At 58.8% G+C, this 19017-nt stretch carries 17 protein-coding genes; 10 read left to right on the top strand and 7 right to left on the bottom strand.

Features of this window, described 5'->3' with window-relative positions; translation table 11 throughout:
* The first annotated feature begins 87 nt into the window (after nucleotides 1-87).
* On the top strand, nucleotides 88-1023 hold the full coding sequence (locus tag ACA070_RS26920; RefSeq protein WP_497447458.1) for an IS110 family transposase: 936 nt from the start codon (nucleotides 88-90) through the stop codon (nucleotides 1021-1023).
* Between the two features lie 60 nt (nucleotides 1024-1083).
* On the opposite strand, the gene ACA070_RS26915 is transcribed toward ACA070_RS26920, so the two are convergent.
* On the bottom strand, nucleotides 1084-2088 hold the full coding sequence (locus tag ACA070_RS26915) for a hypothetical protein (protein ID WP_497449010.1): 1005 nt from the start codon (nucleotides 2086-2088) through the stop codon (nucleotides 1084-1086).
* A gap of 468 nt (nucleotides 2089-2556) precedes the next feature.
* Here ACA070_RS26915 and ACA070_RS26910 point away from each other — a divergent pair, with 468 nt between their 5' ends.
* A complete protein-coding gene (locus tag ACA070_RS26910; protein WP_497449009.1) occupies nucleotides 2557-3072 on the top strand; it encodes a BRO-N domain-containing protein in 516 nt (171 codons plus the stop codon).
* Nucleotides 3073-3318: 246 nt separating this feature from the next.
* Here the strand turns inward: ACA070_RS26910 and ACA070_RS26905 are convergent, their stop codons facing one another.
* Nucleotides 3319-3774, bottom strand: coding sequence for an Lrp/AsnC family transcriptional regulator (locus tag ACA070_RS26905; protein WP_497449008.1), 456 nt, complete (start codon nucleotides 3772-3774; stop codon nucleotides 3319-3321).
* A gap of 163 nt (nucleotides 3775-3937) precedes the next feature.
* Between ACA070_RS26905 and yedA the strand changes: the two genes are divergently transcribed.
* Both yedA and rhlE1 read left to right on the top strand, forming a co-directional pair.
* Nucleotides 3938-4864, top strand: a complete 927-nt coding sequence (yedA, locus tag ACA070_RS26900; protein WP_497449007.1) for a drug/metabolite exporter YedA — start codon at nucleotides 3938-3940, stop codon at nucleotides 4862-4864.
* A gap of 78 nt (nucleotides 4865-4942) precedes the next feature.
* Entirely contained in the window at nucleotides 4943-6277 is a 1335-nt protein-coding gene (gene rhlE1, locus ACA070_RS26895) for an RNA helicase RhlE1 (protein WP_497449006.1), read from the top strand.
* 121 nt (nucleotides 6278-6398) lie between these two features.
* Here rhlE1 and ACA070_RS26890 read toward each other — a convergent pair whose 3' ends face one another.
* Nucleotides 6399-7640 carry a TIGR03862 family flavoprotein gene (locus tag ACA070_RS26890; RefSeq protein ID WP_497449005.1) on the bottom strand — a complete coding sequence of 414 codons (1242 nt, stop codon included), beginning with the start codon at nucleotides 7638-7640 and terminating at the stop codon, nucleotides 6399-6401.
* Between the two features lie 287 nt (nucleotides 7641-7927).
* Nucleotides 7928-8848, bottom strand: a complete 921-nt coding sequence (locus tag ACA070_RS26885) for a histone deacetylase family protein (RefSeq protein WP_497449004.1) — start codon at nucleotides 8846-8848, stop codon at nucleotides 7928-7930.
* Nucleotides 8849-8922: 74 nt separating this feature from the next.
* Between ACA070_RS26885 and ACA070_RS26880 the strand changes: the two genes are divergently transcribed.
* From ACA070_RS26880 to ACA070_RS26870, 3 genes are all read left to right on the top strand, one after another.
* A complete protein-coding gene (locus ACA070_RS26880) occupies nucleotides 8923-9492 on the top strand; it encodes a GNAT family N-acetyltransferase (protein WP_462025280.1) in 570 nt (189 codons plus the stop codon).
* 103 nt (nucleotides 9493-9595) lie between these two features.
* Nucleotides 9596-10465: an acyl-CoA thioesterase II gene (gene tesB, locus ACA070_RS26875; protein ID WP_010467428.1), complete on the top strand. Its 870-nt coding sequence runs from the start codon at nucleotides 9596-9598 to the stop codon at nucleotides 10463-10465.
* Nucleotides 10462-11055 carry an HAD family hydrolase gene (locus ACA070_RS26870; RefSeq protein WP_497449003.1) on the top strand — a complete coding sequence of 198 codons (594 nt, stop codon included), beginning with the start codon at nucleotides 10462-10464 and terminating at the stop codon, nucleotides 11053-11055. Before tesB ends, ACA070_RS26870 begins: the two co-directional genes overlap by 4 nt.
* A 111-nt stretch (nucleotides 11056-11166) precedes the next feature.
* On the opposite strand, the gene ACA070_RS26865 is transcribed toward ACA070_RS26870, so the two are convergent.
* Together ACA070_RS26865 and ypfJ are read right to left on the bottom strand one after the other, a co-directional pair.
* Nucleotides 11167-12126, bottom strand: coding sequence for an alpha/beta hydrolase (locus tag ACA070_RS26865; protein ID WP_497449002.1), 960 nt, complete (start codon nucleotides 12124-12126; stop codon nucleotides 11167-11169).
* Nucleotides 12127-13014 (bottom strand): KPN_02809 family neutral zinc metallopeptidase, encoded by an 888-nt coding sequence (ypfJ, locus tag ACA070_RS26860; RefSeq protein WP_497449001.1) that lies wholly within the window; start codon nucleotides 13012-13014, stop codon nucleotides 12127-12129. It lies immediately after the preceding gene.
* A 253-nt stretch (nucleotides 13015-13267) separates the two neighbouring features.
* Between ypfJ and ACA070_RS26855 the strand changes: the two genes are divergently transcribed.
* Together ACA070_RS26855 and ACA070_RS26850 are read left to right on the top strand one after the other, a co-directional pair.
* A complete protein-coding gene (locus ACA070_RS26855) occupies nucleotides 13268-14044 on the top strand; it encodes an IclR family transcriptional regulator (RefSeq protein WP_497449000.1) in 777 nt (258 codons plus the stop codon).
* Nucleotides 14045-14288: 244 nt separating this feature from the next.
* The gene (locus ACA070_RS26850; protein WP_497448999.1) at nucleotides 14289-15167 is read left to right on the top strand and encodes a DMT family transporter; all 879 of its coding nucleotides are present in this window, start codon (nucleotides 14289-14291) and stop codon (nucleotides 15165-15167) included.
* A gap of 123 nt (nucleotides 15168-15290) precedes the next feature.
* Here ACA070_RS26850 and ACA070_RS26845 read toward each other — a convergent pair whose 3' ends face one another.
* Nucleotides 15291-16547 carry an MFS transporter gene (locus ACA070_RS26845; RefSeq protein ID WP_497452029.1) on the bottom strand — a complete coding sequence of 419 codons (1257 nt, stop codon included), beginning with the start codon at nucleotides 16545-16547 and terminating at the stop codon, nucleotides 15291-15293.
* A 497-nt stretch (nucleotides 16548-17044) separates the two neighbouring features.
* Between ACA070_RS26845 and quiC the strand changes: the two genes are divergently transcribed.
* The gene (gene quiC / locus ACA070_RS26840; RefSeq protein ID WP_497448998.1) at nucleotides 17045-18946 is read left to right on the top strand and encodes a 3-dehydroshikimate dehydratase QuiC; all 1902 of its coding nucleotides are present in this window, start codon (nucleotides 17045-17047) and stop codon (nucleotides 18944-18946) included.
* The last annotated feature ends 71 nt before the right edge of the window (nucleotides 18947-19017 follow it).

Genomic DNA, 19017 nt, shown 5'->3' with positions numbered 1-19017 from the left:
GAATTCATCGGTAAACCGACGATAGAGACAAGCCAGCGCAACGGTAGACCCCAACAAGCACTTAAACCCTAGCTCCGAGGATTTGTCATGACAATCCTTACTTCGCAGACGGTTGTTGGTATCGATATCGCCAAGGCCCAAATTGCTGTCTATCGCACCGACCTGCAAATCATTCAAGACATCAAGAACGATCGAACCACCCTTAAACGTTGGCTTAAAACCCTGCCCGCCCAAAGCGCTATCGCCGTTGAAGCCACCAACATTTACCACCTGGACACGGTTGAGTTGGCTCATGAAATGGGTCATCAGGTCTACGTGGTGGACGCTTATCGGGTAAGTCATTACCGCCGTGGCGTCGGACAACGAGCCAAGAATGATCCCTGCGATGCGCGTTTGCTGGCGCGTTACTTGGAGAATGAACAAACCAAACTGCGGGTCTGGAGCCCGCCACCCAAGGCCTACAGCTCACTGAAAAGCCTTCTCCATAGACGTGCAACGCTGATCCAGAACCATGCTGGGCTGATGTTGAGTTGGGCCAATGAACCCTTGTTGAAGAAAGTGCAGGCCGCTCAGCAGAAGGCATTCAAGCAAGCGGATCAGGCTATTCAGAAACTGCTGCGCAAGGTCAGCAAAGAGGCAGGGATTGAGGCGAATATTGATCGCTGCAAAGCCATAGAAGGCGTTGGGGAGCTGACCGCAACGGGGTTAGCGACGACTTTTATGCGGGGCGATTTTGCGAACAGCGATGCGTTCATCGCATTCCTGGGAATGGACTTGGCAGTCGACGATTCCGGCAAGAAGAATGGGCGGCGGTACCTGACCAAAAAAGGAGATCCGGAGGTTCGTCGTTTGGCTTACAACGCCGCAATGGCGGCGTGTCGCTCGTCTAAATGGAAGCCGTTTTACGAGGCATACCTGGCTAGAGGCTTCTCGAAAACCCAGGCTTTGGTCGCCTTGGCCCGAAAGCTCTGTCGGGTGGCATTTGCCCTGATGAAAAATCAGAGCGAATACCTGTCAGCCTGAGAATTCAGGGTTGCCGGGCAACATAGAATCTCCCACATTGGTTCTGCGACGGTTCTTTGATTACGCAGGATTCGCGAAATCTCGGCTACTAACCCTGCTCACGGGCATGAAACCTGTTGTCTTCTTGAAATTCATCGTATGCACGAAGTTCTTCATTGAGTCTGATGGATCGATGCTCTGCATGTTCAGCCTGAATAGCGTCTCACGCGAGATTGCTACGCTCAGGATTGGCTGTTCTTCCAGATGGCCGGTCCCAGAGTTGAGCAAGGTATCGACGGCTGTAACGATAACTAAATCGTCCGGCAGAATGCTCAGCAACTCCTGCCCGACCCGCAAAACGCAGCTACACACGTAATCTTGCAGCAATTCATTGAATTTGCTGGTCGGCATTTTTTTAACGGAAAGTTTGCCGCTCTGTAGTAGTGCTTTTATTTCTTGAGGGATTACTTTTTCGCCGTGAACCGAGAGCGTGCATTCAAGAATGCCGTCGCCAGCGATAGAGACGACTATGGCGGTGCCGATATGCGAAATATCTGTGAAAGGGTCTATCCGCTTGATGGCTTCAATTTTGGACTGGCCGTTACCCTTCAGTATTCCTTGAGCAAGCTCGAACTCTTCTGTCCAGTCGTTATTTTTTGATTCCCACTCTGCTAACGCTTGGTCCAACTGCTGTTTGTCTTTGATTACTGCGGTTTGAACCGCATCTGCCAACTTGCGACGCTTTCTCGTCTCCAGCTTCAACGCGCGAGCGAAGAAGCCAGGCTTGTAGCTTGTTTCGTTCTTTCTGGCTTGGTTTTCTAAGCTGTTGAGCGCGACAGGTTTGAGTGGTGCAGGTCGTTGCACGAACTCGTTCCAATCGATTTCCTCTCCAGAATCCTTATGCATCGATAACAGCAGTTCGATGTGATTTTCATAGACTTCAACTTCGTAGGCTGCTTGCTCACGAGCTTCCATCTTTGCGTATTCTTTTTCCTGCACTTGAAGCTCGCGTTGACGACGCTTCGAGTTACGTTCAGCCCGTCGAGCTGACGCTTGCATCGAGCGCAAAGTTCCTTTCCATGTCATCTCAGAGATCCTCTCATTCAAATTGCTTTTTGTTTTCGGGGGAGGGCGCTTGGCCGTCACTCAAACGACAGTATCTGTTGCGTTTCCTGGCGTCCATCGTGTGATGGCGGTTTCGCGTTTGCACAGTGAGTTGATGTGTTTAACGACGCCTCCGGGTTGATGATCGGTCCTACCGAATTTTAGGGAATGTCTGTCTTGCCCCTCATCTGGGGCATCGATAACCTCTGGGATGTCGCTGCCAATTCAGCGACCGGGACTGCAAGCCCGCCGATAGTTTGGTAGACGCCTAACGGCACACCTATAATCGCGTCGCTTTATTTGCGACCATCGATTTATGGTAGCTGTGTGCGGGAGACCTTCGGGTCTGCCGGGGTTGTCTACTGACTCGGTCTTGCAGACCCGCACATAGCTGCCACCCATCATCTGCAAGTGATGCTGGCGGCTCCAACTTTCAGTAGGAAATTCGCCATGATTAAAGTTACCCCCAATCCCCCCGAAGACTCTGCGCAATCAGCTACGAGCGCAGCTCACTTCACCCCCAAAACATTCATCCGTCATCACATCCAGCTGCGCGCATTGTTGCTGCACGCAGAGCCCTGGTTCTGCGCCCACGATATAGGTCGATTGATGGGTGTGGACATAAATGGAAGGCAAGTGCTCAAGCTTGATGCGGATCAGAAGCAACTGATGTGTCTGTCCGGAAATGATGGTCTCCGAGAGACCTTGATGCTGAGTGAATCGGGCGTGTACGCGATGTTGGTCTACCACTACTGCCCGGAAAACCGCCATTTACGACGTTGGCTGACCCACGACGTGGTGCAGGTGTTGCGGGAGGAAGTCGGGTCCATTTCGAATCAAGCGCCGCATATGCGGGCGATGGAATGGGCGGGCGGAACGCTGCGGCTGCTGCATTGGCGCAAGGAACCTTGGGTGCGTCTACGGGATATGCCGGGTTTGTTGCCTGCAAGTTACAGCAGCGTCTGACAGATCGCTTCGCGGGCAAGTCGAATCGTCGCACCGCCGCTCCCACAGGAATGAGGTAACACCTGTGGGAACGGGTTGTTGGCCAGGCTCACCGGGTCATGGCCGATGCCATCGCGGATTCTGATAACGATGCAAATCCCCCTGTGGGAGTGAGCCTGCTCGCGATGGCGGTTTATCATTCAACGTTGATGTCGACTGATACTCCGCTTTCGCGAGCAGGCTCGCTCCTACAGGGACTGCGCCGTTTCAGATTCTGCCATTCCCTTCCAATTGCCCCAACGGCACGCGCTTTTCGATGGCGCTCGACAACACAATCGAGGTCTTGCTGAACCCGAACTTGGCAATCCGGTTGATCAACTCCTCCAACTCCGGCATCGATCCCACCGCCGCTTGCATGATCACGCACGGATCGCCCGTCACCCGATGGCACTCCGTCAGTTGTGGGATTTTGATCAGGTCGTCGTAGGCCTTCTGGTTGCCATGCTGGTTTAGGCGCAGTTCGATAACGCACTGGATCGGCAACCCGAGTTTGGCCATGTCGACTTTCGCCTGGTAACCGGTGATCACCCCGCAAGCCTCGAGTTTGGCCACGCGTTCGGCCACGGCCGGGGCGGACAGGTTCACCTTGCGCGCCAGGTCGGCGTAGGACGCACGACCGTTTTCCAGCAGGGCGCCGAGGAGCATGCGGTCGTATTTATCCATGGTCGTCTTCCTGAAAAATGATTGACTTACGAAAACACGGCATATAGCGCCGATCTCCGTGTTTTGAAAAGTGTACCGGCGCTATAAACAGGTTTTGTAACTTATTTTACGCCGCTGGCCTTTCTAGAATAGCGGTTCACATTGTCTTGTCATCGAGCTGCCCATGCCTGGCTTACGTCGTTTTCCCTTACCGTTGATCGCTGCCTTTTTCGCGTTGTACGTGATTTGGGGTTCGACCTACCTGGTCATTCGTATCGGCGTGCAGTATTGGCCGCCGTTGATGCTCGGCGGGATTCGCTTTGTGATTGCCGGGACGCTGATGTACGCGTTCCTGCGCTGGCGCGGGGCACCGGCACCGACCTGGGCGCAGTGGAAAGCCGCCGGGATCATCGGGATCTTGCTGCTGACGTGCGGTAACGGCGCGGTCAGCGTGGCTGAACACACGGGCGTCGCTTCGGGTGTGGCTGCGTTGGCGGTGGCGACGGTGCCGTTGTTTACCTTGCTCTGCGGCTATTTCTGGGGCGCGCGTAATACTCGTCTCGAATGGGCCGGGATTGTGCTCGGGCTGATCGGCATCGCCATGCTCAACCTCGGTTCCAACCTGCAATCGAGTCCGCTGGGCGCTGCATTGCTGATATTCGCGGCCGCTTCCTGGGCCTTCGGTTCGGTATGGAGCAAACACTTGCCGTTGCCCCAGGGCGCCATGGCCAGTGCCGTGGAAATGCTGGTGGGCGGCGTGGCGTTGTTGATCGGCAGCGCCGTGAGTGGCGAGCATCTGGAAAGCCTGCCGCCGATTGAAGGCTGGGCAGCCTTGGCTTACCTGACTGTCTTCGGTTCGATCATCGCTTTCAACGCCTACATGTACCTGTTGAAAAACGTGCGTCCGGCGGCGGCGACCAGTTATGCCTACGTCAACCCGGCGGTGGCGGTGTTGTTGGGGATCGTGTTCGTCGGCGAAACCATCGGCATCGAAGAAGCGCTGGCGATGCTGGTGATCATCAGCGCTGTGGTGCTGATCGGTTTGCCGCAGTGGCGACGTGCGCCGGTTCGACCGGCTGCCGTGGTGCAGACAGAATCGAGCGTGAATTAGGGTAAACTGCGCGCCATTGCATCTTGTTTTGCACACTTGTTTTGAAAAACCCGCGCTGAATTTTCCTACGGTAATCCCATGACTTTCGCCACCCTTGGCCTGATCGAACCCTTGCTGCGCTCTCTCGAGACGCTCGGCTACCAGACCCCGACGCCGGTTCAGGCGCAAGCCATTCCGGCGGTGCTGGCTGGTCGCGACCTGATGGCCGCGGCCCAGACCGGCACCGGCAAGACCGCCGGTTTCGCGCTGCCGCTGCTGCAGTTGCTGGCCATGGAAGGGCCGAAAGTGGCCTCCAACTCGGTGCGCGCCCTGATCCTGGTACCGACTCGCGAACTGGCCGAACAGGTGCACGAAGCCGTGCGTCAGTACGCCGAGAACCTGCCGTTGAGCACTTATGCGGTGTACGGCGGCGTCAGCATCAACCCGCAAATGATGAAGCTGCGCAAAGGTGTCGACGTGCTGGTGGCGACCCCGGGTCGTTTGCTCGACCTGTATCGCCAGAAGGCCCTCAAGTTCAATCAGCTGCAAACCCTGATTCTTGATGAAGCCGACCGCATGCTGGATCTGGGTTTTTCCGAGGAGCTGGGGAATATTTACCGCGTGCTGCCGAAGCAACGTCAGACGCTGTTGTTCTCCGCGACCTTCTCCGACGCCATCCGTTTGCTGGCCGGGCAAATGCTCAACGATCCGCTGAGCATCGAAGTCAGCCCGCGCAATGTCGCCGCCAGCACCGTCAAGCAATGGGTTGTGGTGGTGGACAAGAAGCGCAAGCCGGAGCTGTTCATCCATTTGCTGCGCAAGGGCAAGTGGAAGCAGGTGCTGGTGTTCGCCAAGACCCGCAATGGCGTGGACGCGTTGGTGGAAAAGCTTCAGGGCCTGGGCGTCAACGCCGACGGTATCCACGGCGACAAACCGCAGGCGACTCGTCAGCGTGCGCTGGACCGGTTCAAGGCCAGTGAAGTGCAGATTCTTGTCGCCACTGACGTTGCGGCCCGTGGTCTGGATATCGAAGATTTGCCATTGGTGGTCAACTTCGACCTGCCGATCGTGGCAGAGGACTACATCCATCGGATCGGTCGTACCGGCCGTGCGGGCGCAACCGGGCAGGCCATTTCTCTGGTCTGCGCCGATGAAGTGAATTTGCTGTCGGCCATCGAGACGTTGACCCGTCAGACGTTGCCTCGGCAGATGGAACATGACTTCGAGCCTGAGCATCGGGTGCCGGATACCGATGCCAGCGGTCAGGTGGTGAAGAAGCCGAAAAAACCGAAGAAACCGAAGACGTCCGGTGGCGGTAAGCGCAACCTGGGTAAGTGGGTTGAGAGCGGGGATAATTCGGCGCCTGAGCCTTCGATCAAGCCTGTGCGCAAGGTGCCGGTGTTTAATACCGGGCCCCGTAAGAAGAAGCCTTAAAATGTGCGGCGTTAGTTAAGCCGCTATCGCGAGCAGGCTCGCTCCCACATTGACCGCATTCTTTCTGAAAGACCCGGTCACCTGTGGGAGCGAGCTTGCTCGCGATGGGCGCGCTTCGGTTTCAGTCCTTGCGCTTCAACCACTCCACCATCCCCAACCCCGCCGCTCGCCCACTGGCAAAACACGCCGTCAGCAAATACCCTCCAGTCGGCGCTTCCCAATCCAGCATTTCCCCCGCGCAAAACACGCCAGGCAATTGCTTGAGCATCAGCCGTTCATCCATCGACTCAAACATCACCCCACCGGCGCTGCTGATGGCCTCGTCCAGTGGACGGGTTTTCACTAACGTCAGGGGCAACGCCTTGATCGCTTTGGCCAGCAACGCCGGATCAGCGAAGCATTCGGCCGGCGTGAGTTCGCGCAGCAACGCCGCTTTCACGCCGTCGATCCCAAGCTGGCTGTGCAAATGTTTGGACATGGAGCGCGACCCGCGCGGTTTGCTCAGCGCAGCCTGAACTTTATCCACAGGTCGGCCCGGCAGCAGGTCGAGGTGAATGGTCGCAGAGCCGTGCTGGTTGATGGCTTCGCGGATCGGTGCTGACAGCGCGTAGATCAGACTGCCTTCAATCCCGGTCGCGGTGATCACACATTCACCCAAGCGCGGCACGTCGTCATTGAGGCCGATGGCGATGTTTTTCAGCGGCGAACCGGCGAATTTGCTGACCATCAAGTCGCTCCAGGCCTGCACCTCGAAGCCGCAGTTACTCGGTTGCAGCGGCATCAGTCCTACGCCGCGCTGTTCCAGTGGCAGCATCCACGCGCCGTCCGAACCGAGGCGTGACCAGCTGCCACCGCCGAGGGCCAGCAAGGTGGCGTCGGGTTTGATGATCTTTTCGCCCTCGGGGCTGTCGATGCGCAACCCACCGTTGTCATCCCAGCCGAGCCAACGGTGGCGGGTGTGGATAACCACGCCGGCATCTCGCAGGCGTTTGAGCCAGGCACGCAACAGGGGCGCGGCTTTCATGTCGGTCGGAAACACCCGGCCGGAGCTGCCGACGAACGTTTCGATGCCCAGGTCATGAATCCATTGGCATAGCGCATCAGCACCGAATGAGCGCAGCAACGGCGCAATCTGCGGTGCGCGTTCGGCGTAGCGCGAGAGAAACGCCGGGTAGGCCTCGGAATGGGTGATGTTCATGCCGCCGACACCGGCCAACAGGAATTTTCGCCCCACTGATGGCATGCCGTCGTACAGGTCGACCTTGATCCCGGCCTGGCTCAACACTTCGGCCGCCATCAGACCGGCGGGGCCGCCGCCGATGATGGCGACTTGTGAAGGGGAGGATGTCGAGGGCTGAGTCATGGAATGCGCTGCGGTATGGCGGAATAAGCCGGGCATTCTATCAGCACTGATTCATGTGGGAGTGAGCCTGCTCGCGATGGCGCCGGGTCAGTCGACATCGATGTTGGATGTGAAGGCCCCATCGCCGGCAAGCCGGTCTCACTCCTACAGGGGATTTGTTGGTGTTTTTGAGAGGTGGTTAAAAAACAACCACCGACTTGCAGCCTATGTTCCGCATGGCCTGCAGACCCTTTCACTCAGGTTATCCACAGGCAGTTCCACAGGCATTGTGGGTAAAGGCTCACGCCTCAATGACAACCTGATGACTGCCAGACCCGCTGCGCGCTGTGATGCAGGATGCCGTGGCGGCGCGCCAGGGCCTTGCGATCCTTGCTGTAGCCGCCGCCAATCACCCCGACCACCGGAATATCCCGCCCCAGGCAATGACGCATCACGCTTTCATCGCGAGCGGCGACGCCTTCGTCTGTCAGCTTCAGGTAACCGAGTGCGTCGTCCTTATGCACATCGACGCCGGCGTCATACAACACCAGGTCCGGTTGGTAGAGCGGCAGCAAATAATTCAGCGCGTCGTCCACCACCTTCAGGTAATCGGCATCGCCCATGCCTTTGGGCAACGGGATGTCCCAGTCACTTTCGGCCTTGCGTGCAGGAAAATTCTTTTCGCAGTGCAGGGAAACGGTTATCGCGTCCGGGGTGTTGTGCAGTATTCGTGCAGTCCCGTCGCCCTGGTGCACGTCGCAATCGAAGATCAGCACCCGATTCACACGGCCGCTTTCCAGCAGAAAATGGCTGATCACCGCCAGGTCATTGAAGATGCAGAAACCCGCTGGATAGTCGTAATGCGCGTGATGGGTGCCACCGGCCAAATGACAGGCCAGCCCGTGTTCCAGCGCCTGTTCCGCCGCCAGTAACGACCCGCCGACCGCCCGCACCGTGCGCCGGGCCAGCGCTTCGCTCCAGGGCAGGCCGAGACGCCGCTGGTCTTCGCGGGACAACTCGCCACTCATGTAGCGTTCGATATAGGCAGCGTCATGCGCGAGGGCAAGAATCTCCGGGGGGCAGAGTTCCGGGCGCAGCAGGTCGGCGTGCCGGGTCAGGCCGCTGTCCACCAGGTGATCGCGCAGCAGGCGAAACTTGTCCATGGGGAAGCGGTGATCCGCCGGGAACTCGGGGCTGTAGTCTTCGTGGTAGATCAGCGGCAGTGGCATAACGAATTCAGGCAGGAATGAGTGAAGGATCCTACCAGCGTTGTAGACTTGCGGCATGGAAAGGGGAGGACACGATGGAGCCGATACTGGAACTCGAGAGCGCGCGACTGCTGTTGCGGCAGTGGCGCGATGAGGATTTGCCGGAGTTTGCGGCGATGTGCGCCGATCCACAGGTCATGCGATATTTTCCGGCACCCTTGAGTCGTCTCGAAAGTGCTTCGCTGATCGGACGGGTCCGCGGGCATTTTGCCGAGCATGGCTTCGGCCTCTGGGCGCTGGAGCGTAAGGACACCGGGGCATTCATCGGTTTTACCGGCCTGGGCGTGGTCGGTTTCGATGCACCGTTTACCCCGGCCACAGAAATCGGCTGGCGCCTGGCGCGCGAGCATTGGGGGCTGGGTTATGCCAGTGAAGCGGCGTGGACCGCTCTGCGCTGCGGGTTTGACCGGATGCCGCTGAAAGAAGTCGTGTCGTTCACCACAGAAACCAACATGCCATCGCAGAAAGTCATGCAGGCAATCGGCATGCACCATGATTCAGCCGATGATTTTGAACATCCCAAGCTCGCGGTCGATCATCCCCTGCGTCACCATGTGTTGTATCGCATCACCCGTGAACAATGGCTGCAAACCTTGCATGGATAAGCAGGCACGGACGTTTACAATGGCTCCCATGGGCCCTGGCCATAAACTGAATCGACCGTCGCAGCCAAGACTGCGCGGCATGCTTTGTGTGAGGAGAGTCTGAATGAGCCAAGTGTTGGATGATCTGGTCGACTTGCTGACCCTGGAACCGATCGAAGAAAACCTGTTCCGTGGCCGCAGTCAGGACTTGGGTTTTCGTCAGTTGTTCGGCGGTCAGGTGATCGGTCAGTCCTTGTCGGCGGCCAGTCAGACGGTCGAAGAAGCGCGCCATGTGCATTCGATGCACGGCTATTTCCTGCGTCCGGGCGATTCCGCGTTGCCCGTGGTGTATCAGGTTGACCGGGTGCGTGATGGCGGCAGTTTCAGCACCCGTCGAGTGACGGCGATCCAGAAGGGCAATCCGATCTTCACCTGCAGCGCCTCGTTCCAGTACGACGAAAAAGGCTTCGAGCACCAGGCCGAGATGCCGACCGTGGTCGGCCCGGAAAATCTGCCCTCGGAACTGGAACTCACCCAACAGCGTGCGCACCTGATTCCCGAGCACATGCGCGAAAAATTCCTGTGCCCCAAACCGATCGAATTCCGACCGATCACCGAGAAAGATCCCTACAACCCGCAACCGTCCGATCCGGTCAAGTACGTCTGGTTTCGCGCCGACGGTGCCTTGGCCGACTCTCCGGCGCTGCACAAATACCTGCTGGCCTACGCCTCGGACTTCGGCCTGCTGACCACTTCGATGCAGCCCCATGGCAAATCGGTCTGGCAGAAAGACATGCAGGTTGCCAGCCTCGATCACGCGCTGTGGTTCCATGCGGATCTGCGCGCCGATGACTGGTTGCTGTACGCGATGGACAGCCCATGGGCCGGCAATTCTCGCGGGTTCACCCGTGGCAGCGTGTTCAATCGTGCCGGGCAACTGGTGGCTTCGGTCACTCAGGAAGGCTTGATCCGTCACCGCAAGGATTGGGCATGAGCCTGGCTGAGGTGCGGCACTGGGTGTTCGACATGGACGGCACCCTGACGGTGGCCGTGCATGACTTCGCGGCGATTCGCGTGGCGTTGGCGATCCCGGCCGAAGACGACATCCTGACCCACCTCGCAGCGCTGCCGGCCGAAGAAGCGGCCGCCAAACATGCGTGGCTGCTGGAACACGAACGAGACCTGGCGCTGGGTTCGAAAGCGGCGCCGGGCGCGGTGGAGCTGGTGCGTGAGTTGGCCGGGCGCGGTTATCGCCTGGGCATTCTTACGCGCAATGCCCGGGAGCTGGCGCACGTCACACTGGAGGCGATCGGCCTGGCTGACTGCTTTGCCATGGAGGATGTGCTGGGGCGTGATGAAGCGCCGCCTAAACCGCATCCGGGTGGTTTGCTGAAGTTGGCCGAGGCGTGGAACGTGCCGGCGAGCGAGTTAGTCATGGTCGGGGATTACCGCTTTGATCTGGATTGCGGTCGAGCGGCGGGGGCGCGGACGGTGTTGGTGAATTTACCGGATAACCCTTGGCCTGAACTGACGGATTGGCATGCGGCGGATTGTGGGGTATTGCGGGAAATGCTCTCGGCTTGAAGGCCCCTTCGCGGGCAAGTCGGATCGCCGCACCGCTCGCTCCTTGGTTTGCGCACGTCCTTGTAGGAGCGAGGCTTGCCCGCGAAGACGTCAGATCAGACAATAAAAAACTCACTGACCAAACAAAACCTTCTGCCCCTCCGGCGACGTCAACATCTCATCCCCGTTATGCCCGACCCCCGGCACTTCGACCAGTCGCTGATTGACCCCTTTCGGGTTGCGACGCAGCAGGTAATCGAAATAATTGCGCCCGCGAACCAAACGATAAGCACCTTGCGCTTTGGCCTCACAACTTTTGTCGAGTGCCGGATGCTTCGGGTCGGTGTCTTGCTGCCCAAGCAGATAAGTCACATCCCGTTTGACGTAACTGCCTTCAATTTGCGGTGCCGTTTGCCCACTGGCATAAACGGGTAAATCCGTCAGCCCGTACTTCCAGCGATTGAAACCGGGACACGCCGCATGGTTGAACGCCACCGGCCGCTGCTCATTGAAGTACGCGTAGGACGAAGGGTTGGCGACGACGTAGCGAAGCTTCACGCCGGCGGCCTTCAGGGCGGGTTGCTCACGCGCCAGCAGCGCATAGCGCTGAACCACTTGAGCGCCACCGGAGTGCCCGGCGATGATGATTTGCTTCACGTCCGGAAACTGCCGACGGTCGCTGACTCTCTCGATGATTTGATCGAGGGCCGCGTAGGAGCTCAACGCAAAAGGAGCGGTGGATAAACCGCCTGCCATCCAGTCATTGCCCTGCCAGCGCAACACTGTGTCCGCCACCGGATGCAGCGCGATGTCGGTTTCGTTGAGGAACTGCGGGGCGATCACCAGGGTGCTTGCACTTTGCCCGGCCAGCTCCGCCGAGTGCTCGGCGCTCTGGCGATAGGTTTCAGCGTTGCGTAGACGACCATGGATGATGATCAGCACGCGTTCGATTTTTGCTGGCGCCGAGCCGAGGCTCACCGCCATCTCGCCTTCTTTCAACAACAATCGCCCGGGGCTGAGCTCCTTGACGCCATGCTCCGCAGCCTGGGTGCTTGCGCACGCGAACAACACAATCAACAACCAAATTTTCATTTACAGAGTTTTCGCCGCAAAGGTATCGCACTGGCCCACCTGGCCTTGCGCAAATCCGGTTTTGAACCAGCGCACCCTTTGCGCCGATGTGCCATGGGTAAACGAGTCCGGTACCACGCGGCCCTGACCTTTCTGTTGCAAACGGTCGTCGCCAATGGCGTTGGCCGCGTTCAGGGCTTCTTCGATGTCACCCGGCTCCAGCCAGTTCAGACGCTGCTGCGCATTGTTGGCCCAGACACCGGCCAGGCAATCGGCCTGCAACTCCTGGCGCACCAACAGTCCGCCATCACCTTCCATCTGCCGACCTTGCTGACGGGCTGCCTGAATTTTCGCGGAAACGCCGAGTAACGTCTGAACGTGGTGTCCGACTTCGTGAGCGATCACGTAGGCCTGCGCGAAGTCACCTGCGGCGGAAAAGCGTTGCGACATTTCCTGGAAAAAAGCCGTGTCCAGGTAGACCTTCTGGTCGGCCGGGCAATAGAACGGCCCGGTCGCCGATGTCGCCAGGCCGCACGCCGAGTTCACCTGGTTGCTGAACAGTACCAGCGTCGGGTTTTTATACTGTCGACCGGCCTGCTGGAAAATCTGGCCCCAGGTGTCTTCGGTATCGCCGAGGATCGAGCGCACGAATTCGGCGCCTTCATCGGTGGCCGGCGGTGCCTTGCGGCTCTGGTTGGTGGCCGGGGCCGATTGCTCGGTCATTTGCCCGGTCAGTTGTCCGAGGATTTGCATCGGGTCCTGGCCGGTGATCCAGCCGATCCCGACAATCAGGATGATCGCGGTCAGGCTCAGGCCTTTGCCGCCACCAAAGCGCATCCCGCCGCCACCGCCGCCATCACCACGGGCGTCGACCACGTTGTCGCTGCGTCGGCCTTTTTTCCATAGCATGTGGGAATCCTCTGATTGTCCGTGGTGATGAGTGTTGCTGGTGTGTGGGGGCGGCGCCAGTCCGGCTGTCCGGCTTTTTCGCGCTGGCCGGGAGCCTTGCTGACTGTAGGAACATGGATCACCCATCGAATTCCGTCAGAGGGTAGGTTTTTATCTAACAGACAAGCCACAGTGTGTATCGAACATCGGGTTCCAGATTTCGCATTACACGGTTCATCTTCTAGAATCAGGCAAATTGTATGTGGAACCTCCCATGGCCGGCAGTCAGATCAAACGTGTCTTCAGCGTGCTCGAAAGCCTCACCAGTGACCCTCGCGGTCTGCCGATGCAGATGCTCGCGGAGCAACTGGACATCCCTAAAAGCGCAACCCATCGTCTGCTCGCGGAGCTGATTCGCCTGGGCTATGTGCGGCAGAATCCGGAGAACCTGCGGTATCACTTATCCACCAAACTGGTGGCGATGGGGTTTCGTTACCTGTCGGGCAGTGGCGCCGATATCGTTCAGCCTGTGCTGGATCGTCTGGCCCAGGAAACCGGGGAGCTGGTGCGTCTTGGGGTGATTGAAGGCGAGCGGCAGGTCTGGATCGCCAAATCCCAGGGGGCCCGTTCCGGCCTGCGTTATGACCCGGAAATGGGCCGCGATGCGCCGTTGTTCTATACCGCGTCGGGCCATGCGTGGCTGGCGTGCATGAGCGATGCCGAGGCGTTGTCGCTGGTGGAGCGCCAGGGCGGCGAGCGGCCTAAAGACCTTGGGCCGAATGCACCGCGTTCCAACATCGAATTGCTGGAACGCCTGCGTCTGGCGCGGGAGCAGGGCTACGCCTGGGTCGAGGAAAGCTCGGCGGTGGGCACCTCGGCGATCGCGGCGGTGGTGCGGCACCCGAGCGAGGGGCGGGTGATCGGTGTGCTGAGTATCGCCGGGCCGAGTGCGCGGATGCCGGGCGCGCGGTTGCATGAGTTGGCGCCGGCGTTATTGAGGTATGCCGAGGAATTGTCGGCGGCGAGTCTGGCGTCGGAGTTGTTCAGTTAATTTATTCAGCACAGATCCATTGTAGGAGCGAGCCTGCTCGCGATGACGGACTGACATTCAACATCTGAGCTGTTTGAAAGTCCGCTATCGCGAGCAGGCTCGCTCCCACATTTGATTTTTGTCGACCATAAAACCGTGCGGTGTTCGAACACTTTCGGCCTATGCTTGTGTTGGAATCTGGAACCAGGTTCTAAATTATTGGAATTCGCCGCCAGCGACACGTTTCACTTCGCAAGGGATACCCATGACAGCAAGCACACCGCTCTCCGGCGTAAACCAACCCTTCAAAGGGATTTTGCTGATCGTCGTCGCCACCTTCCTGTTTTCCAGTCATGACGCCTTTTCGAAATACCTTTCGGGGTTCTATCCGATCGTGATGGTGGTCTGGGCCCGCTATGTGGTTCACACCTTGTTGATGGCCGGGATTTTTCTGCCGCAATCCGGGCTGCGCGTCCTACGGACCAAACGGCCGATGCTGCAGTTGGTGAGGGCGTTGTGCCTGTTGGGCACCAGTCTGTTTTTTACCACCGGCTTACAGTACATCCCGTTGGCCGAAGCCACGGCGGTCAACTTTCTTGCGCCGGTCCTGGTGACCGCGCTGTCGGTGCCGCTGCTGGGTGAGCGTGTCACCAGAGGCCAATGGATCGCAGTGATTTGCGGATTTATCGGCGTGTTGATCATCGTTCATCCCGGTGGCGATCTGTTCACGCCAGCGGTGTTGCTGCCGCTCTGTTCCGCGCTGTTTTTTTGCTTCTATCAGCTGCTCACTCGCAAGCTCAGCAACATCGACAGTCCGACCACCAGCAACTTTTTTGCCGGCCTGTGTAACACCCTGGTGATGAGCGCACTGGTGCCGTTCTTCTGGCAAGTGCCGAGCGTTGGGCATGGCTTCATGATGGTGGCGCTGGGCGCGTGCGGAATGACGGCACACTTGTTTCTGACCCAGGCATTCCGCTACGCCGCTCCTGCGCTGTTGGCGCCGTTCGGCTATTGCCAGATTGTCTTCGCCGGTTTGCTGGGCTGGCTGCTGTTTTCCCACACACCGACCTTGACCACGGTGGTCGGGATCGCGGTGATTTGCTGCAGCGGATTGGCGGCGGCGTGGCAACAGAGTCGTCGGTAAAATGGTGAACGAACTGTGGGAGCGAGCCTGCTCGCGAATGCGGATAGTCATTCAACATTGCATTGACTGATCTACCGCTTTCGCGAGCAGGCTCGCTCCCACAAGGGTTATTGCGTCAGAGCTTTACTCGGTAACGGTAGGAATCTTGCGCGGCGCCATGAAGTACATCCAGATCAGCGCGATGAAGTACATCGCCGGAATCATGGTGAAGAGCACGGTGTAGTTGTTGTTGGTGATGGTCAGGATGTGGCCGACCAACTGGGTCATGAACATCCCGCCGATCGCTGCGCACATGCCGCCAAAGCCGAACACCGTACTCATCATGTGTTTAGGCGTGTAGTCCATCACCAAGCTCCAGATGTTCGCGGTCCAGGCCTGGTGTGCACCGATGGCCAGGGAGATGGCGAACACCGCGACCCACAGACTGCTGGAACCCGCCGCCATGATCACTCCGACGATGCAGCAGGCGAACAGGAACATGGACAGCAGTCGCGCCTTGATCGGGTTCATGCCGCGGCCGATCATGAACGAAGAGAGGATCCCGCCGCCGACGCTGCCGAAGTCAGCGGTCAGGTAGATGATGATCAGCGGGATACCCATCTGGGTCACGTTGATCCCCAGGTTGTATTGCTGATTGAGGAACGGCGGCAGCCAGTACAGGTAAAACCAGAACACCGGCGCGGTCATGGAGTAGGCGAGGGCGAAGGCCCAGGTGCCACGCATGCGCAGGATTTTCGAGAACGGTACGCGGGCCTGTTCCGGTTCGACTTCCTTCTGGATGTAGTCCAGCTCCGATTGTTTGACGCTCGGATGCTCTTCCGGGTGGTAGTACTTCAAACCCCAGAACAGCAACCAGATCCCGCCCAGTGACGCCATGCACAGGAACGCGGCTTGCCAGCCCCACACGTGCAGGATCAGCGGCAGCAGCATTGGCGTGAACATCGCGCCGACGTTGGTGCCGGCGTTGAAGATGCCGGTAGCCACGGCGCGTTCGCCCGCCGGGAACCACAACCGCGTGGTTTTCACGCAGGCCGGGTAGTTGGCGGCTTCGGTCAGACCGAGGATGAATCGGCAGACCATGAAGCCGACCGCCGAAGTGGCCAGGCCGTGGGCGCCGGTCGCCAGGCTCCAGAGCAGCACCGCGCAGAAGAACACGCGCTTCACGCCGACCCGATCGATCAGCCGGCCTTGCAGCACAAAACCGATGGCGTAGCCGACCTGAAACCAGAAGTTGATGTTGGCGTAGTCCATCGCCGTCCAGCTCATTTCCTTGGCGAGGATGGGCTGCATGACACCCAGTGCGGCGCGGTCGATGTAGTTAAGCGTGGTGGCGAAAAACACCAGCGCCAGCATGCCCCAACGGGTTTTGCCGACCGCCATGGCGCCGCGGATCTTGTCGCCGATGCCGCCTGTGGCTGGAGTCAAGGAGGAACGCTCCACGGGAGAGCTTTGAGAAGGAGTCATGTGGGCCACCGATTATTTTTATGTGGTGTTCTGGGTCTTTGGTCACCGAGGCCGATGTGTGCGACCGGACTCAATGTGTCGTCGATGTTGGGCAGTGGACGAAAAATCGTCAATTCGCCAATCGGCATTGTGTTCGATAATCGCACGCAAAACTAACCGGATAGTACACTTTGAATTGCTGTGAGAGATCTTCCAGCCAATAATTTACTTCAAGAAAACGCGGTCCCTGTAGCAGCTGGCGAAGCCTGCGTTCGGCTGCGAAGCAGTCGTAAACCCAGCACACGCGGTTTTCCTGCAAGACCGCATCGCCTTATTTCACGACTGCTACGCAGCCGAACGCAGGCTTCGCCAGCTGCTACATAAAAGGGGGCGATGCCTCTAACAAGATTGTCCCCACCACCGGGAGTCGAAACATGCAGCGTTCCATTGCCACCGTTTCCTTGAGCGGTACCCTGCCGGAAAAACTCGAAGCCATTGCCGCCGCCGGTTTTGACGGGGTGGAGATTTTCGAAAACGACCTTCTCTACTACGACGGCAGCCCGCGGGAAATTAAGCAGATGTGCGCCGATCTCGGGATCGCGATCACGCTGTTTCAACCGTTCCGCGACTTCGAAGGCTGCCGCCGCGACCGGCTGTCGCGCAATCTGGAACGGGCCGAGCGCAAGTTCGACCTGATGCAGGAACTGGGCACCGACCTGGTGCTGGTGTGCAGTAACGCCTCGGCCGACTCCATCGGTGATGAACAGATTTTAGTCGATGACTTGCGGCTGCTGGCCGAACACGCCGGCGCACGCGGGCTGCGGATTGGCTACGAAGCACTGGCCTGGGGCCGGCACGTGAACACTTGGCAACAGGTGTGGAACATCGTCCGTCAGGCCGATCACCCAAGCCTTGGTGTGTTGCTGGACAGCTTTCACACGCTGTCGCTCAAGGGTGATCCGAGTGCGATCGCCGAAATTCCCGGTGACAAGATCTTCTTCGTACAAATGGCCGACGCGCCGATTCTGGCGATGGACGTGCTGGAGTGGAGTCGGCATTTTCGCTGCTTCCCGGGCCAGGGTGAATTCGATTTGCCGGGCTTCCTTGCCCCGATCATCAAGAGTGGTTACACCGGGCCGCTGTCGCTGGAAATCTTCAACGACGGTTTCCGCGCCGCGCCGCCTCGTGCCAACGCCGCCGACGGTTTGCGTTCGTTGCTGTACCTCGAGGAGAAAACCCGCCAGCGTCTGGCGCAGGAAGCGACACCGGCAGCCAGTCTCGACATTCTGTTCGAGACGCCCAAGGCCAGCGAATACAACGGCATCGAGTTTCTCGAGTTCGCAGTGGACGAAAGCCTTGGCGCCAAGCTCTCCCATTGGCTGGAGCGACTGGGTTTCGTCAAGGCCGGGCAACATCGCTCCAAGAGCGTCAGCCTGTTGCGTCAGGGCGATATCAACCTGATCCTCAATTCCGAGCCTTACTCGTTCGCCCACAGTTTTTTCGAAGCTCACGGTCCTTCACTGTGCGCCACCGCCGTGCGGGTCAAGGACAGTGCCAGTGCGCTGGCCCGGGCCGTGGCCTATAAAGGTCAGCCGTATCGCGGGCTGGTTGGCCCCAACGAGCTGGAACTCGCGGCAGTACGCGCGCCGGATGGCAGTCTGATCTACCTGGTGGATCAGGAAGCCGACGTCTACGGCACCGACTTCAATCTGCAACCGGCCGCTGCGGCCAGTGGCGGCCTCAAACGCATCGATCACATGGCGATGGCATTGCCCGCCGACAGCCTCGACAGTTGGGTGCTGTTCTATAAGAGCTTGCTGGATTTTGAAGCCGACGACGAAGTGGTGTTGCCCGATCCGTACGGCCTGGTGAAGAGCCGGGCGTTGCGCAGTCGTGACAGTTCGATTCGCTTGCCGCTGAACATTTCCGAGAACCGCAACACCGCAATCTCACACGCGCTGTCGAGTTATCGCGGCTCCGGCGTGCATCACATCGCGTTTGACTGCGATGACATCTTTGCCGAAGTCAGTCGTGCCAAGGAGGCGGGCGTGCCGCTGCTGGACATCCCGCTCAATTACTACGATGACCTCGCTGCCCGGTTCGATTTCGACGATGAATTCCTCAGCGAGCTGGCGTATTTCAACGTTCTTTATGACCGTGATGCCCAGGGTGGTGAGCTGTTTCATGTGTACACCGAACCGTTCGAAGGACGATTCTTCTTTGAAATCATCCAGCGTAAAAATGGCTACGTCGGTTACGGCGCGGCCAACGTGGCGGTGCGCCTGGCGGCCATGGCCAAATCCCGAAGCGGTGCCGTACGTCAGGCAAAGTTGTAGGAAAATCGTAAACACGGCGACAAACCGCTGCCCCGCGGCTTCCTTCACTGTGCGGCGCGGCCCATAATCGC

The sequence above is a fragment of the Pseudomonas sp. LBUM1678 genome (assembly GCF_059695575.1).
Note: the sequence above shows the minus strand (reverse complement) of the source record. Positions and strands in the feature narration are given on the sequence as shown.

What these genes read in the sequence shown, in the direction of transcription:
- ACA070_RS26920 (WP_497447458.1), top strand. Translation starts at nt 88, where the DNA reads ATGACAATCCTTACTTCGCAGACGGTTGTTGGTATCGATATCGCCAAG.
- ACA070_RS26915 (WP_497449010.1), bottom strand. Translation starts at nt 2,088, where the DNA reads ATGACATGGAAAGGAACTTTGCGCTCGATGCAAGCGTCAGCTCGACGG.
- ACA070_RS26910 (WP_497449009.1), top strand. Translation starts at nt 2,557, where the DNA reads ATGATTAAAGTTACCCCCAATCCCCCCGAAGACTCTGCGCAATCAGCT.
- ACA070_RS26905 (WP_497449008.1), bottom strand. Translation starts at nt 3,774, where the DNA reads ATGGATAAATACGACCGCATGCTCCTCGGCGCCCTGCTGGAAAACGGT.
- yedA (WP_497449007.1), top strand. Translation starts at nt 3,938, where the DNA reads ATGCCTGGCTTACGTCGTTTTCCCTTACCGTTGATCGCTGCCTTTTTC.
- rhlE1 (WP_497449006.1), top strand. Translation starts at nt 4,943, where the DNA reads ATGACTTTCGCCACCCTTGGCCTGATCGAACCCTTGCTGCGCTCTCTC.
- ACA070_RS26890 (WP_497449005.1), bottom strand. Translation starts at nt 7,640, where the DNA reads ATGACTCAGCCCTCGACATCCTCCCCTTCACAAGTCGCCATCATCGGC.
- ACA070_RS26885 (WP_497449004.1), bottom strand. Translation starts at nt 8,848, where the DNA reads ATGCCACTGCCGCTGATCTACCACGAAGACTACAGCCCCGAGTTCCCG.
- ACA070_RS26880 (WP_462025280.1), top strand. Translation starts at nt 8,923, where the DNA reads ATGGAGCCGATACTGGAACTCGAGAGCGCGCGACTGCTGTTGCGGCAG.
- tesB (WP_010467428.1), top strand. Translation starts at nt 9,596, where the DNA reads ATGAGCCAAGTGTTGGATGATCTGGTCGACTTGCTGACCCTGGAACCG.
- ACA070_RS26870 (WP_497449003.1), top strand. Translation starts at nt 10,462, where the DNA reads ATGAGCCTGGCTGAGGTGCGGCACTGGGTGTTCGACATGGACGGCACC.
- ACA070_RS26865 (WP_497449002.1), bottom strand. Translation starts at nt 12,126, where the DNA reads ATGAAAATTTGGTTGTTGATTGTGTTGTTCGCGTGCGCAAGCACCCAG.
- ypfJ (WP_497449001.1), bottom strand. Translation starts at nt 13,014, where the DNA reads ATGCTATGGAAAAAAGGCCGACGCAGCGACAACGTGGTCGACGCCCGT.
- ACA070_RS26855 (WP_497449000.1), top strand. Translation starts at nt 13,268, where the DNA reads ATGGCCGGCAGTCAGATCAAACGTGTCTTCAGCGTGCTCGAAAGCCTC.
- ACA070_RS26850 (WP_497448999.1), top strand. Translation starts at nt 14,289, where the DNA reads ATGACAGCAAGCACACCGCTCTCCGGCGTAAACCAACCCTTCAAAGGG.
- ACA070_RS26845 (WP_497452029.1), bottom strand. Translation starts at nt 16,547, where the DNA reads ATGGCGGTCGGCAAAACCCGTTGGGGCATGCTGGCGCTGGTGTTTTTC.
- quiC (WP_497448998.1), top strand. Translation starts at nt 17,045, where the DNA reads ATGCAGCGTTCCATTGCCACCGTTTCCTTGAGCGGTACCCTGCCGGAA.